Below are 14,770 nucleotides of genomic sequence, written 5' to 3'. Positions count from 1 at the left end.
GATTTGCTATAGCAAGTGTAGTGGCCGGGCGACTCAGCGGTCGAGCAGATCCGCGACGACCGCCGCGACATGCTCCTCGAGCAGGTCGAGCGCGCCGGGAGCCAGCGGCGTCTGCCACGCCTGATACGCCCCGCGGTCATACGCGTCGCGCGTCGGCAGGTACACGAAGCCGGGGCCGTTCGTGAGGTTCATCACGACGATCGGCGTCTCGGGGAACCGTGCCCGCAACGCGGTCTGCAAGCGCGAGTACGCCTCGCCCGGGTGCCCCACGATCACCGCATCCCCGAGCCGCCAGGCCCAGACCGGATGCTGCACCGTCGGCCCGTCGATGTACCCGTCACGCAGGTTGCGCGCGCGGCCGAGACGCTCCTCACGCGAGCGGGGGTCGATGTCCTTCCACTCCTCGGCGAGCTCGTCCAGCGTCGGCAGGTCACGCAGCGGCAGCTCGACCGACGTCACCGAACCGGCCGCGCCCTCCCCGCCGAGAGCCACCACTCCCGCCCAGATCGCCAGCGGCGCTCCCGACTCCACGACGCCCTCGAGCGTCAGTTCCTCCCCCGGCGCCGGCAGCGAATCGAGGGCCGCGAGCACCGCGTGCCCGAGCGAGCGTCCGTGGCGGTCGGCGACCGAGACATCGCCGGTGTACTGCTCGCGAGGGGCCAGCTCGCCCGAGGCGCCCTGCACGAACAGGCACGGTGCATCCGTGGCCGCCTCGACGATCTCGCGCATCGCGCCGACGTAGTCCGGCGACACCTCACGGCTCTGCCAGGCGAGCGTGGTCGGGTGGCAGGCGTAGTTCACGAGCGTGCCGCGCACGACACCGTCGACGCTGAGGCGGCCGATCATGACGGTGTCATCGGCGGTGCCGGCGGGGTTGAAGCCCACGAGCGCACGCCCGTCGACGTCGAGCTCGCGATCGGCGGCCAGTGTGCAGCGGCCGGTCGTCCACTCGATGAGTCCGGGGACCGCCCCGTCGAGCGCCTCGCGTCCGGCGGCGATGCCCGCGGCGGCGAGCGCCTCGAGGTACCCCGGGATCAGCTCTCCGCCGGGCAGGTGCGCGTCGGCCGCGCAGAGCACCGCGCCGGCATGCGTGTGCGAGAGCGACAGCATCAGCTGATCGGGGTCGAGTCCGAGGCCATCGAGGATCGCCCCGCGGACACCCTGCTCGTCGGCCGCGCGACGCCACCACGTGCCGTCGACCGCGAGCAGCAGCCTCGGCCGCTCGTCGCCCGCGATCACGGCGAGCGCGGTCAACTCGAACGGGCGGTGCGCCCCCTCGGAGCGCTCCCAGTCGGCGGGACCCCAGTTCTTCGCTCGGATGCCGACGGGCGGCGTGACGTCGCGCCGGGCGACGCCGATGCGCGCGCGTGTACGGGGGATGCGGATGCGATCGCCGAGATGGGCGGGCGATGCCGTGTCGTTCACGAGAGGTCCTCCATGCTGTCCATGATGCCGTCGGTCACGCGCTCGTCAGCACGTCGGCGATCAGCACCCGGTCTCCGGCCTCGGGAGCATCCTTCTCGACACCGCGCTCGACGTTGTCGCTGTAGAGCAGTGTGGAAGGCTCCGAGAAGCCGTCGGTCAACCGCATCCGCCCTCCGACGAACTGGCTGCCGGTGACGCGCGCGTGATTGACGCCCGTTCCGATGTCGACATGTGCCACGCCCTTCGGCGCCGTCGAGGTCAGGCCGCTCAGACGCCAGGTGATGACCCCCGATCCGGCGGCTCGGGACAGCATGGCGCCCTCCGCGCGCTCGGTGCTGAGCTCGACGCCCTCCAGCGCGATGGCCTGGTCGCGCACGGCGGTCGCGGAGAGCACGGCATCGCGCACCGAGCCGCCCCGGATGGTGACCCTCGACGCACCGATCTCGGCGGGCGCGCCCTTCGCCGGGCCGCTCAACCGGCAGTCGACGAACTCGACGGGTCCGGAACCGCGCGCCTTCGCCCCGTCGATTCCGGTGATCGTGCAGCGCACGAAGCTGACGGGAACCGTGACCGGGGTCTGGATGAGCACCTGGTCTTTCGGGAGCGCGAAGGTGCTGTCCTCGATCGTCGTCGGCCGCGACGATCGGGCCGACCGCTGCCCGATGGCGAGCAGCCCGGCCGTGCAGCCGCGAACCTGGGCACCGTCGGCGTTGATCGTCATGGTCGCCTGCGGGTCGAAGGTCGACCGCCCGATCACGCGCACGTTCTCCAGCGTCAGGTCGCTGATCTTCGTGCCGGCGACGAACCATGAGCAGACGTGATCGCGCACCGTGATGCGCTTGGCGGAGGTACCCCACTGCGCACCGGAGTTGGCGATGTCCATGAGCCCCGAGTTGCCGATGAAGGTGAGGTCGTGCTCGTACTGACCGTGGGTGGTGAACGGGTTGCCGCCCTGATCGTCGCCGTCACCATGGCAGTTCTCGACGAGGCAGTAGGCACTGGCGGTCAGGTCGTTGAGGTGCCGCGCGTTCGACGACGTGCAGTCGCTCACCCGCCCGTAGAGGCAGTAGATCTGCTGTGTGAGATACCCCGCGCCGCCGTAGAACACCGTGGGCGGGTTCTCGACCGAGCAGCGTTCGGTCGTGAAGTGGGTGTTCCACCGCCGCATCACGACGGGCCACCAGGTGCGACTGGCGTGCACATCGGCGACATCGCATCCGATCGCGTACTCGAAGGCGATCGGGTGCGAGCCGGTCAGCTCGCGGGCGTCGGGGAACGAGCCGTCGGTGGGTCCGTCGAAGGGCCCGGCGCCGAGGAACCGCATGTTCGAGATGCGCACCCCTTCGACGGGAGCCATCTGCCGCCAGGTGAGCGTGCGGCCCTTGTCCAGCGGCCAGCCGTTGAGGTAGTTGATCCGGATGTGCTGTCCGTCGATCTGCTGCGTCACCTGGACGAACCGCTGGAGCTCGCGCTCATCGGCGCCGCCCCCGGCGACCGTGTCGCACTGCACCGCCCACCAGGTGTCGACCGGGAACTTCGCCGCATCGGGGACGGCGACCGCATCCGTCAGCTCAGGCCAGGCCTCGGCCAGCTGATGCTCGACGACGACGTCTCGGGACACCCCGGTGAAGAACATCACGGCGCCGAACGGGTTGTCGTGGGTGTTCGGCTCGATGCCCTCGGTCGCGATGACATGCCCGCCGAAGTCGATCTCGAGATGGGAGCGCGTGAAGCGATGCCGCTTCTGGAACAGCAGATCCGTGTGCGCTTCGATCCGCCGGATGCGGGGATCGTTCACCATCGCGGCGAGCGCATCATCGGCCGCCGTCTCGGGCCCCGTGATGCCGAAGACCCGGAAGTCGAGCGTGCCGTCATGCTGCAGCAGCCAGGTGGTGCCGCGCGTGCCGGCGACCACCGTGCCGCCGTTGGGCTTGATCTTCGCCGCGTCGGACCCCACGTACACGAGCAGCCCGGCGTCGCCCGGTGTCCGGTAGCCGGCGACGATGGCCACCTCGCCGGCCCGCGCACGCAGGCGGGACAGGTCGGCGACGGTCTCCGCCCTGGTGATGTCTTTCGCACCCATGGCGACGGGGGCCGCCTGCGCGGGTGTCGCGACGGCGAGGGAGCCGGCAGCGCCGAGCGCGACCGCACCGAATCCGGCCATGAGGGCGCGTCGCCCCGTGGAACGCACGGTGTCTTGCGTGGCGGGGGTCACGGGCGATGTCGCGGGTGCGGGGGAATCCGCCACGGTGGTCAGTCGGTCGGTCATGACAACTCCTTCGTCATCGGGTGGTTCGGGCGGGAACCGCGCCCGTCACGGCACCCTGGGCCTGCCAGAGCACTGCAGCCTCGGCACGTCGCCGACGCTCGAGCACCGGGTCGGCCACGGGAATCGCGGCCATGAGGCCGCGCGTGTACTCGTGCTGCGGAGCGGCGAACAGGGCGTCGCGCGCGCCGATCTCCACGATCCGCCCCTGCTGCATCACGGCCACCGTCGACGACATGTACCGGATAACGGCGAGGTCGTGACTGATGAAGAGGTACGTCAGCCCCAGCTCGGCCTGGAGTTCCCGCAGCAGATTGAGCACCTGCGCCTGGATCGACACGTCGAGCGCCGACACCGACTCGTCGAGCACGAGGAATTCGGGCTCCAGCACGAGCGAGCGCGCGATCGACACGCGCTGGCATTGGCCGCCCGACATCGAGCGCGGCAGCCGGTGGGTGAACTCCTCGTCCAGCCGCACCCGATGCATGGCCTCGCGCACCTTCTCGGCGCGGGTCACGCGGTTGCCGATGCCGTGTGCGAGCAGTGGCGCCTCGATGATCTGGGCCACGGTCTGCCGCCGGTTCAGCGCGGAGAACGGATCCTGGAACACCATCTGCATCCGCCGCCGCAGGTTCCGCAGCTCCTCACCGCGCATCTCATGCGGACGATGCCCGTCGAACACCACGGCTCCGGCATCGATTCCGCCGAGCGCGAGCACGGCTTTCGACACGGTCGACTTGCCCGAGCCCGACTCGCCCACGAGCCCCACGGTCTCACCGCGGCGGATCTGGAACGACACGTCGTCGACCGCGGTCACCCGTCGACCGGAGCCGAGGGTGAACACCTTGGAGACGCTTTGCACATCGACCAGCACGTCTCCCGACTCCCGAGCGCGGTCGACCGCGCTGATCGAGCCCGCCTCGACGACCGGCTCGGTGCCGCGTTCGAGAACCTCGGCGGCGGTACGGATCGGCTCGTGCACATCGATCGTGAGGTCGACCACGGCTCCGAGCAGCGCCTTCGTGTACGGATGCTCCGGCTCGGCGTAGAGAGTGTCGACCGGAGCCTCCTCGATCACCCGCCCGTGCCGCATCACGTGGATGCGCTCGCAGAAGCCGGCGGCGACGCCGAGGTCGTGCGTGATGAGCACCACAGCGGTGCCGTGCTCATCGGCCAAGCGGTCGAGCAGGTCGATGATGCGCGACTGAGTCGTGACGTCGAGCGCAGTGGTCGGTTCGTCGGCGATCAGGACGGCCGGCCGAGACGACATGGCCATCGCGATCATCACGCGCTGCCGCATGCCACCGGAGAATTCATGCGGGTACTGGGCAAGACGCTCCTCGGGGAGCGGCACACCGACCTCGGTCAGCAGCTCTACGGCCCTGGCCCGCGCCGCATCCTTCGGCACCCGATCGTGCAGCCGGATCGCCTCGACGAGCTGGTGCCCGATCGTGCGCACGGGGTTGAGCGACGACATCGGGTCCTGGTAGACCATGGCGATCTCGCCGCCGCGCACCCTCGTCATCTCGCGCTTGCTCAGAGTGAGCAACTCGCGATCGCGCAGTCGGATGCTACCGCCGAGCGTCGCGCCGTCGTTGAGGCGCATGATCGAGAGCGCCGTGAGCGACTTTCCCGAGCCGGACTCGCCGACCAGCCCGATCCGCTCGCCGGGGCGCACCGCGAACGAGATGCCCTTGACCGGCATGGCGTCGCCGTAGGAGACGGTGAGGTCCTGCACCTGCAGGACGGGCGTGGCATCGGTCATCGTCCCTTCCCCTTCCGATCGCCGCCGAACTGATCGGCGAGCACGTTGAGCAGCCAGATGGTGACGAAGATGAACAGCGCAGGGAACAGCACGTACCCGATCGACTGGTACATCTTCTGGTAGCCCTGCTGCACGAGGGTCCCCCAGGTGGCTTCGGGCGGCGCGATGCCGAGGCCGACGAAGCTCATCGACGCCTCGAGGAGGATCGCGTTCGCGGCGTTGATGGCCGCCTGCACCACGATCGGCCCGCGGGCATTCGGCAGCACCTCGGCGAACAGCAGTCGGCTGCGCTTCGAGCCGAAGGCGACGGCGGCCGTGAAGTAGTCCTCCTGCAGCTCACTGAGCACCGAGGAGCGCACCAGGCGCGCGGTGGTGGGGGTGAGCAGGATGCCGATGATCACGGCCAGTTTGACCGGATCGGCGCCGAACGCCGAGATGAAGACGAGCGCGAACAGGATCTGCGGGATCGCCATGACCGTGTCGGCCAGACGCATCAGGATCTCGTCCCACACACCGCGGGCGAACGCGGCCGCCATCCCCCACGCGATGCCGAGCACCATGGCGACCAGGGTCGCACCACCGGCGATGAAGATCGTCAGCTGTCCGCCGTACAGCACGCGGCTGAACAGGTCGCGCCCGAGCTCGTCGGTGCCGAACAGGTGCCCGGCTGACGGACCGGCGAACCGGTCGGGCGATTGCGCCGAGGGATCGTAGGGCGCGATCACCGGTGCGAGCACGCAGGCCAGCACGATCACGCCGAGGAGGGCGAGCGGAATCCACGACGCGACCGCGAGACGGCGACGCGGGCGGGCCGAGCGCAGAGCGAGGGTGAGGGTGTCAGCCACGGCTGCTCCTAGCACGAAGACGCGGGTCGAGCACACCGTAGAGGAGGTCGACGATGAGCGTGGTGAGGATGAACATCGCGGAGATCAGAAGCACGACCGACTGCAGCACCGCGTAGTCGCGCTTGAAGACCGCGTCGATCGCGAGCGAGCCGAGCCCCGGCACGCCGAACACGTACTCCACGATCACGACGCCGCCGAGGGTGTACCCGACGATGAGACCGAGCATCGTGAGACCGGGGATCAGCGCATTGCGCAGCGCGTGCCCGATCACGACACCACTGGCCGACTGCCCCTTGCCGCGAGCGGTGCGGATGTAGGGAGCGTCGAGCACCTCGACCATCGACGCTCGCAGGAACCGCATGAGCAGTGGCGCAGCGGCGAAAGCGAGCGTGAAGGCGGGGAGGATCATCCGCACGAGGTTGTCTGCGGGGTCCTCCCCGAACGGCGTGTAGCCGCGTGCGGGGAGGACCTTGAGCTGCACGGCGAAGACCACGATCAGCACGATGCCGATCAGGAACTGCGGCAACGCCATGCCGGCGGTCGAGATGGCGGTGAGGGCGCGGTCGACCACGCCGAGTGGGCGCAGCGACGCGATCACGGCGGCTGGAGTCGCGATGATGACAGCGAGCACGATGCCGATCAGCGTGAGCTCGAGCGTGGCCGGGAGTCGCTGCGCGATGAGCTCCGACACCGAGTACTGGTTGAAGTACGACTGACCGAAGTCGCCGGTGAAGACGCCGCCGATCCAGCGCAGGTACTGCTCGATGATCGGAGCGTCGAGGCCGGCCTCCTCGCGCAGGCGCTGGAGCATCTCGGCATCCACACCCGGGGTCGAGCCGAGGCGCGTGATGACGGGGTCGCCCGGCAGCAGCCGCAGGACGACGAACACGAGAAGCGAGGTGGCGATCAGCATCGCGATGCTGATCGCCACCCGCCGAAGGATGGACAGAGCCACGTCAGCCCTTGAGCTGGGCGTTCTCGAGGTGCAGCTGTCCGCCGCCCTCGACCCACACGCCGTCGACCTTCGTGCTCGTCGCCGTGACGACCGTCGACTGCAGCGGCACGATCAGCGGGACCTGCTCGTTGACGATCGTCTGCACCGTGCCCCACTTCTCGGCTCGGGCGGCCTCGTCCGGCTCGGCCACGGCATCCGCGAACGCGGTCTGGAAGTCGGGGTCGACCCAGTTGCACTCGCAACGGCCTTCGAGATAGAAGTTCAGCGAATAGGCCGGCTCCGGCGGCGTCGACTGGAAGTTCGGCACGATGTAACCGGGGAAGCTCTTGCCCGCCGGGTAGAACGAGTCCACCCAGGTGCCGATGTCGTTGTTGTCGATCTTCAGCGTGATGCCGATCTCCTTCAGGCTCGCCTGCAGGATCTCACCGCTCGTGTTCCACTCCGGGTACTGCCCCGCGATACCCCACCAGGTGAGCGTGCTGCCCTCGGTGATGCCCGCTTCGGCGAACAGCTCCTTCGCCTTGTCGAGGTCGTACGAGTAGTCGGTCAGGTCGCCGCCGAACCACGGGTTGACCTCGCCGAGGGCGTTGTTCGTGGGTGAGACCGTGCCCTGCCCGTAGTACGCCGCCTCGAGGATCGCTTCGCGGTCGGTCGCGTAGGCGAGAGCCTGGCGTGCGCGCACATCGTTGAACGGCGCGGACTGGGTGTCGACTTCCCACGACGGCCACTGGCTGGGGTTGTCAGGCTTGACGAGCGCGATGTCGCCGCCGCCTTCGAGCCCGGCCACATCGCCCTGCGGTACGGACCACAGCACGTCGATGTCGCCCGAGCGCAGCCCCGTGACCGCGGCCGTGGACTCTGCGGCCTTGACGATCGTGATCTCGTCGAGGACCGGCTCCTCACCGAAGTACTCGGGGTTCGGCACGAGGGTCAGGCTGTCGTCGGGCGTGAACGCATCGACGATGTACGGGCCGGTGCCGATCGGCTCCTTGTCGATCGTGGCGAGCGCATCGACGTCGAGCATCTTGACCCAGACGATGCCGGCCGCGAAGGTCGCGATGGGCTCGGAGAGGGTGATGACGACGGTCTTCTCGTCGGGCGCCGTGACGTCCGTGACCATGTCGATCTTGTTCTTCTCCTGGGTCGCGGTCTCCGGGTCGAGGTAGTAGTCGAACGATGCGACGGCGTCCTCGGCGGTGAAGGCGTCGCCGTTCGAGAACGTGACGCCGTCCCGGACGGTGAAGGTCCAGGTCTTCTGGTCCGGCGACGCCTCCCACTTCTCGGCGAGGTCGCCGACGATCTCGCCCGACTCATCGGTCTTGGTCAGACCGTTCCAGAGCAGGGGGAACAGCACCTCCTCCCAGGCGAAGGTGCGGATGGCGGGGTTCAGCTGCGGGATGCCTTGAGCGGCGGCGACGGTCAAGGTGCCGCCGTCCTGCGTCTGGCCGTCAGGAGTCGAGGGGGTGCTGCTGCAGCCAGCGATGAGGAGCGCGGCGGTGAGCAACGCTGCTCCGCCGAGCAATACACGACGACGCGACATGGGTGCCTCCAAGTGTCGGTGATGCATTCGGGTGGAAGGGTTTCGCTATAGCATGTAGCAAACCCCCGGCTGCGTCTAGTGCGAATCGAGCGAATGCGATTACGTTCTCGTTACGCCCACCCGGACCCGTATCCCGCCACGGCGGTGAATTTGCCATAGCATCGGTCGATGCAGGAACTCGGCCGAGAACGGCTCGCGGGTTCCGGCACAGACAGGAGAGCCACGGTGCGCAGCGTCTCGGATCAGAACATCGCCGAACAGGTCACGGACGAGTTGCGCGCTGCCATCCACTCCGGAGAGCTCGCGCCCGGCGAGCGCCTCGTCGAACGCAAGCTCGCCGACCGGCTCGGTGTGAGTCACATCCCGGTGCGCGAGGCCCTGACCCGCCTGGCCGAGGAGCGCCTCATCACCCGCGAGCCCCGCCGCGGGGCCCGCGTCGCGCAGCTGAGCGCGCAGGACCTGGAGGAGATCTCGAGCCTGCGGATCGTGCTCGAACAGTTCATGGCCATCCGGGTGCAGGAGCGCTGGAACGAGGAATCCGCCGCCCGCCTCGGAGCCATCATCCAGGCGATGTCGGATGCGGCACCCGGCGACATCGACGAGGTGCTGCGCCAGGACCGCCTGTTCCACGAGACCCTCGCCGACCTCGCCGAGCATCGCTTCCTCGACGAGGTGAGTGGTCAGCTGCGCGGACGCATCACCGGATTCCTGCACGCCGCGAACGCGGCGCTCGACCCCGCCGAGCTCGAGGAGCACGTGCGCAGCCACCAGCAGATCGTCGATGCCATCGCGAGCGGCGACCCCGACCGGGCGCAGGCCGTGATCGCCGAGCACGTCACCCGCGCGGTGCGGCGCATCACGCCCTCGGCCGAGGCCGAGTGACGCGACCCGTGGCCCAGAAGACGATCGTCCTCACCGGGGCATCTGACGGGATCGGCGCGGCGGCCGCCCGCCACCTCGCCTCACCGTCGAACCGGCTCATCCTGGTCGGCCGATCGGTCGATAAGACCCGCGCCGTCGCGGAGGAGACCGGATCGGACTGGTTCACCGCCGACTTCGCGCGCCTCGACGACGTGCGAGCACTCGCCCAGAAGATCACGGACGCCGTCGGGGACGACGGCATCCACGTCCTGGCGAACAACGCCGGGGGCATCTTCGGGGATCAGACCCCGACCGTCGACGGCTTCGAGAAGACGATGCAGGTCAATCACCTGGCGCCGTTCCTGCTCACGAACCTGCTGCTGCCGCAGCTGTTGGCATCCGGCGGCGCGGTCATCAACACCTCGAGCATCGCGCACCGCCTCTTCGGGCACATCGACGTCGACGACCTCGACAACGCCCGCCGCTTCAGCCCGAACAAGGCCTATGGCGACGCGAAGCTCGCCAACGTGCTGTTCGCGGAGAGCCTGCACACGAAGTTCCACGCCGACGGACTCAGCGCAGTGGCGTTCCACCCCGGCACCGTGCAGACGAACTTCGCGTCCGACTCGTCGAGCATCATGCGGCTGCTCTACCGCACGCCGCTCAAACACCTCCTGCTGATCGGGGCGGACAAGGGCGGCGACACTCTGCGCTGGTTCATCGAGGGCACCCCCGGCGAGACGTGGATCTCCGGCGCGTACTACGACGAGCGCACCCTCACCACGAAGGTCAACCCGCAGGTGAACGACCCGGATCTCGCCGAGGCCCTCTGGCAGCGCAGTGCCGCCCTCGTCGGCATCCCGTCCCCCTGACCCCCTCCCTCTCCCCCCTTTCGCCGAGCGCACGGCTTCCCGCCGAGTGCACGGCTCCCTCACGCGAACACCCCGTGCACTCGCGAGCAACCCGTGCACTCGGCAGCGGCAGCGGTGGCGGCAGCGGCAGCGGTGGCGGTGGCGGTGGCGGTGGCGGTGGCGGTGGCGGAAAGGGGCGCCGAGAGGTGGGCGCACGCCGGGCGCAGGATCCTGGCCAGAAGTCTGATTGAGGAGGGGGGCGAGGCGGGCGTAACGTGTTACCGGTCAAAAGCTCAGCCATCGCTCGCCGCCCGCACCCGGGCGGCCATTCAGGGAGGCAAGGATGCCCCGCACGAATCCGAAGAATCCGGCGTATTCCGTCTGGCGGCGCAAGCCGGTCGGCGACCTGAACGAAGAGGCGGAGAGCAGTGGTCTCTTCAAATCCCTCGGGTTGTGGCAGCTCACCGCGATCGGCGTCGGCGGCATCGTCGGCGTCGGGATCTTCTCGCTCGCGGGCCTCGTCGCGCACGGCGATGCCACGAACCCCGGTGTCGGGCCCGCGGTCGTCATCTCGTTCCTCATCGCCGGACTGGCGTCTGCGGCCGCCGCTCTCTCGTACGCCGAATTCGCGGGAATGATCCCCCGGGCCGGATCGGCGTACAGCTACGGCTACGTCGCGCTCGGCGAGATCACCGGATGGTTCATCGGCTGGGATCTGCTCCTGGAGTACGTGGCCATCGTGGCCGTCGTCGCGATCGGGATCTCCGGCTACCTCGATGCGTTCCTCTCCGGCTTCGGCGTCCACCTGCCGACCGCGGTCACCGAGACGTTCGACCAGCCCGGCGGCGTCGTCAACATCCCGGCGATCCTGATCTGCCTGCTCGTGACTTTCCTCCTCAGCCGCGGCACCAAGACCTTCGGCCGGTTCGAGCTGGTGGCGGTCGGGATCAAGATCCTGCTGATCCTGTTCATCGTGGGCCTGGGCATCTTCTACATCAATACCGACAACTACACCCCGTTCATGCCGTCCGGCTTCGGCCCGGTCTTCACCGGGGCCGCGACGGTGTTCTTCGCCGTGTTCGGCTACGACGCGATGAGCACCGCCGCCGAGGAGGCGAAGGACGGGCGCAAGCACATGCCGAAGGCGATCATCCTGTCGCTCATCATCGCGATGCTGCTCTACGTCGCCGCGACGTTGGTGCTCACCGGGATGCAGAACTACCAGGACATCGACCCGAAGGCCGGCTTCGCCTCGGCGTTCTCGAGCGTCGGGCTGCCCGTCATCGCCTCGATCATCTCCGTGTTCGCGGTGCTGTCGATCCTCACGGTCATGCTCACGTTCCTGCTCGGCGCCACCCGCGTGTGGTTCTCGATGAGCCGGGACGGGCTGCTCCCCGGCTGGTTCTCGAAGGTCGACGGCCGCGGCGTGCCCCAGCGGGTGACCTGGATCGCGGGCATCGGCTCCGCGTTCTTCGCCGGGATCTTCCCCATCCGTGCCGTGGCCGACCTGACAAACATCGGCATCCTGGCGGCGTTCGTCGTCGTATGCATCGCCGTCGTCGTGTTCCGGTACACGAAGCCGGATGCGCCGCGCACCTTCCGGCTGCCGTTCATGCCGGTGGTGCCGATCGTCGGCGTCGCCTTCTCGCTGTTCCTCATCTCGCAGCTGCACTGGGAGACCTGGCTGCGCTTCGGGGTCTGGCTCGTGATCGGACTCGTCGTCTACTTCGCCTACGGCCGCCGCCACTCGCTGATGAACCCCGACAGCCCCCGCCGCCGCCGCTGACGCCCTGTCGCCGCAGCCCGTCGCCCGTCGCCCGCAGCCCGCAGCCCGCAGCCCGCAGCCCGCTATGAAGGAGAACTCCCGTTATGAAGGACCAGGATCAGCGGATCCTCCTTCATAACGGGAGTTCTCCTTCATGCGATGCGGCCGCGGTGTGCGGGCGCGAATTATGGGCGCTGCGCGGCCGCCGAGTGCACGACCTCCCGCCGAGTGCACGGCTTCTTCACGTCGAGAAGCCGTGCACTCGCGAGTAGCCCGTGCACTCGGCGACCGGGACGGGTGCGCGCGGGCGGGTCAGACCACGAGGTTGGCGGTGTCGACGACGCGGTCGCCCTCGGCGGGGAAGGCCGTGCGGGTGACGCCCGACTCCACGTTGCCGGTGTGCAGCAGGGTCGACGAGCCGCCGAACGCGGCATCCGCCAGCTCGAGCGCACCGCCCTCGAAGCGGTTGCCGACCGCGCGGTAGTGCGTCGCCCCCTTCGTGACCGCGACGTGGGTGGATGATCCCTCGGCGCGGAAACTGCTGTCGGACAGCGTCAGGTGCAACTCGCCGTCTCCGGTCCGCGAGACACCGGTGCCGCCCTTGATCGACACATCCGAACCCGCGACCTCGACCACCTGGCGCTCACCCCGCGCCGCCTCGATGCGGGCGTTGCGCAGCGTCGACCCCTCGAATCGCAGCTGCGCCGACGACGACACGATCGGCGCCGCGTCATCCGCCGCGTTCAGGGTCGAGCCGCGGAACGTGACCGCACCCGAGCCCGCGATCTTCATGCCGCCGACCCGGTCGAGCACGGTGTCGACGAACGTGACCGGGGTCTTCACGGTGGCATTGGTGAGCTCGCCGGGAGCGACGAACGTGAAGTGCGAGTCGGCGATCACCGTCGGGCGCCCGGAGTTGTCCGACGCCTGCGTGATCACGAGCGTGTCGGATGCCGTGCACCCCCGCAGCTGGGCGCCGTCGGCATTGATCCACAGCATTCCGGAGCCGGCGAGCGAGGGCTTGCCGATCACCTGCACGTCTTCCAGCGTGAGGTCGGTGATGCGCACGCGGGCGACGAACCACGAGCACACGTGCTTGCGCACCGTGATGCGCTTGGCCGCCGATCCCCAGGCCGCACCGGAGTTCGCGAACGTCATCAGCCCCGAGTTGCCGGTGTAGGTGAGGTCGTGCTCGTACTGGCCGTGCGTGACGAACGGGCCCTGGTCGTCGCCGTCGCCGTGGCAGTTCTCGACGAGGCAGTAGGCGCTCGCGGTGAAGTCGTTCAGGTGCCGCGAGTTGGCGGTGTGGCAGTTGGCGACGTATCCGTACAGGCAGTAGATCTGCTGCGTCAGGTAGCCGGCGCCGCCCCAGGTGACCGAGGTGGGGTTCTTGAGCGTGCAGCTCACGGTCGAGTAGTAGGTGTTCCAGCGGCGCTGGATGAGCGGCCAGAACGTGCCGGTCCCGTCGATGTGGTCGACGTCGCAGCGCACCGCGTATTCGAAGGCGAGCGGGTGCGAGCCCGTGTACTCGTCCTTCCCGGTGCCGAGGAACTTCAGGTTCGACACGGTGACGTCCTGCACCGGCACCACCCGGCGCCACGTCATCGTGCGGTCCTTGCCGAGCGGCCAGCCGTTCTTGTAGTTGATGCGGATGTGCGTGCCGTCGACGATCTGCGTGACCTGCACGAGCCGCTGCAGCTCGCGCTCCCACCGCCCCGACAGCGCGTTCACCTCGGCGGCGTACCAGTCACCGACCGCGAAGAAGGAGGAGTCGGCGACCGGGAAGACGTCGCCGAGGTCGGGGACCACCTCGTTCAGTCGCGCCTCGTGCACGGCATCCGTCACCTCGCCGCGGAAGAACATGACCGCGGCGAAGGGGTCGTCCTTGCCGGCGTTCTCGATGCCGACCGTCGTCATGAGGTGGCCGCCGAAGTCGAAGGCGATGCGCGACCGCGAGAACTTGTGGCGACGCACGAAGTTCAGGTCGCTGTGGGCCTCGATGCGGTGGATGCTCGCATCGTTCACCATCGCGTCGAGCGCGTCGTCGGCATTCACCTTCGCGTTCATCACACCGAACATGCGGAAGTCGACGACGCCGTCGTGCAGGAGCAGCCACGCACCGCCCTTCGGACCGGCGAGCACGGTGCCGCCGTTCGCCGCCGGAGCATCCTTCTTCACGAAGCGGTACAGCCCGTCGCCGCCGTCCCCGGCCGCCGCGTACCCGGTCGTGCGCACGAGGTCGCCGTCTTTCCCCTTGCGCTTCGCGAGCTCGGTCGCGGTGCCGCCGTTGGCGACGTTCGCCGAACCCGACGAGCTCTGCGGTGCCACGGGGCCGGCGGCTTGCGCGGCTGCGGGCATGCCGACGGCGGCCACTCCACCGATCGCGGCAGCGCCGAAACCGGCGAGCAGCATGCGCCGACTGCGCAGCGCGGCGGTTTCGGTCTGGGTCATCTCCTGCGGGGTCATGCTGATCCTTCCGTGCGGCGTCATCACCGCG

10 protein-coding genes are annotated in these 14,770 nt (G+C 68.9%); 3 read left to right on the top strand and 7 right to left on the bottom strand.

All coding sequences use genetic code 11. The features are described 5' to 3' along the window. Nucleotides 1–33: 33 nt before the first annotated feature. From ACCO44_RS01080 to ACCO44_RS01055, 6 genes are read right to left on the bottom strand one after another with little or no spacing between them, the layout of a single operon-like run. Nucleotides 34–1,425: a hypothetical protein gene (locus tag ACCO44_RS01080; protein WP_372467900.1), complete on the bottom strand. Its 1,392-nt coding sequence runs from the start codon at nt 1,423–1,425 to the stop codon at nt 34–36. Between the two features lie 34 nt (nt 1,426–1,459). After that, on the bottom strand, nt 1,460–3,694 hold the full coding sequence (locus ACCO44_RS01075) for a DUF4148 domain-containing protein (protein ID WP_372467899.1): 2,235 nt from the start codon (nt 3,692–3,694) through the stop codon (nt 1,460–1,462). A gap of 13 nt (nt 3,695–3,707) precedes the next feature. Then, on the bottom strand, nt 3,708–5,456 hold the full coding sequence (locus tag ACCO44_RS01070) for an ABC transporter ATP-binding protein (RefSeq protein ID WP_262003627.1): 1,749 nt from the start codon (nt 5,454–5,456) through the stop codon (nt 3,708–3,710). Then, nucleotides 5,453–6,301, bottom strand: a complete 849-nt coding sequence (locus tag ACCO44_RS01065) for an ABC transporter permease (protein ID WP_262003624.1) — start codon at nt 6,299–6,301, stop codon at nt 5,453–5,455. Before ACCO44_RS01065 ends, ACCO44_RS01070 begins: the two co-directional genes overlap by 4 nt. Further along, nucleotides 6,294–7,256 carry an ABC transporter permease gene (locus tag ACCO44_RS01060; RefSeq protein ID WP_262003622.1) on the bottom strand — a complete coding sequence of 321 codons (963 nt, stop codon included), beginning with the start codon at nt 7,254–7,256 and terminating at the stop codon, nt 6,294–6,296. The genes ACCO44_RS01065 and ACCO44_RS01060 overlap by 8 nt, the downstream gene beginning before the upstream one ends. Nucleotide 7,257: 1 nt before the next feature. Beyond that, nucleotides 7,258–8,796: an ABC transporter substrate-binding protein gene (locus ACCO44_RS01055; protein WP_372467898.1), complete on the bottom strand. Its 1,539-nt coding sequence runs from the start codon at nt 8,794–8,796 to the stop codon at nt 7,258–7,260. 168 nt (nt 8,797–8,964) lie between these two features. Here ACCO44_RS01055 and ACCO44_RS01050 point away from each other — a divergent pair, with 168 nt between their 5' ends. From ACCO44_RS01050 to ACCO44_RS01040, 3 genes are all read left to right on the top strand, one after another. Then, the gene (locus tag ACCO44_RS01050; protein ID WP_372467897.1) at nt 8,965–9,678 is read left to right on the top strand and encodes a GntR family transcriptional regulator; all 714 of its coding nucleotides are present in this window, start codon (nt 8,965–8,967) and stop codon (nt 9,676–9,678) included. Nucleotides 9,679–9,686: 8 nt separating this feature from the next. Continuing rightward, nucleotides 9,687–10,529 carry an SDR family NAD(P)-dependent oxidoreductase gene (locus ACCO44_RS01045; RefSeq protein WP_372467896.1) on the top strand — a complete coding sequence of 281 codons (843 nt, stop codon included), beginning with the start codon at nt 9,687–9,689 and terminating at the stop codon, nt 10,527–10,529. Between the two features lie 322 nt (nt 10,530–10,851). After that, nucleotides 10,852–12,294: an APC family permease gene (locus ACCO44_RS01040; protein ID WP_372467895.1), complete on the top strand. Its 1,443-nt coding sequence runs from the start codon at nt 10,852–10,854 to the stop codon at nt 12,292–12,294. Nucleotides 12,295–12,585: 291 nt separating this feature from the next. Here ACCO44_RS01040 and ACCO44_RS01035 read toward each other — a convergent pair whose 3' ends face one another. Further along, nucleotides 12,586–14,739, bottom strand: coding sequence for a peptidase C14 (locus ACCO44_RS01035; protein ID WP_372467894.1), 2,154 nt, complete (start codon nt 14,737–14,739; stop codon nt 12,586–12,588). Nucleotides 14,740–14,770 lie beyond the last annotated feature (31 nt).

The organism is Microbacterium maritypicum, assembly GCF_041529975.1.
GTDB lineage: Bacteria > Actinomycetota > Actinomycetes > Actinomycetales > Microbacteriaceae > Microbacterium.
Note: the sequence above shows the minus strand (reverse complement) of the source record. Positions and strands in the feature narration are given on the sequence as shown.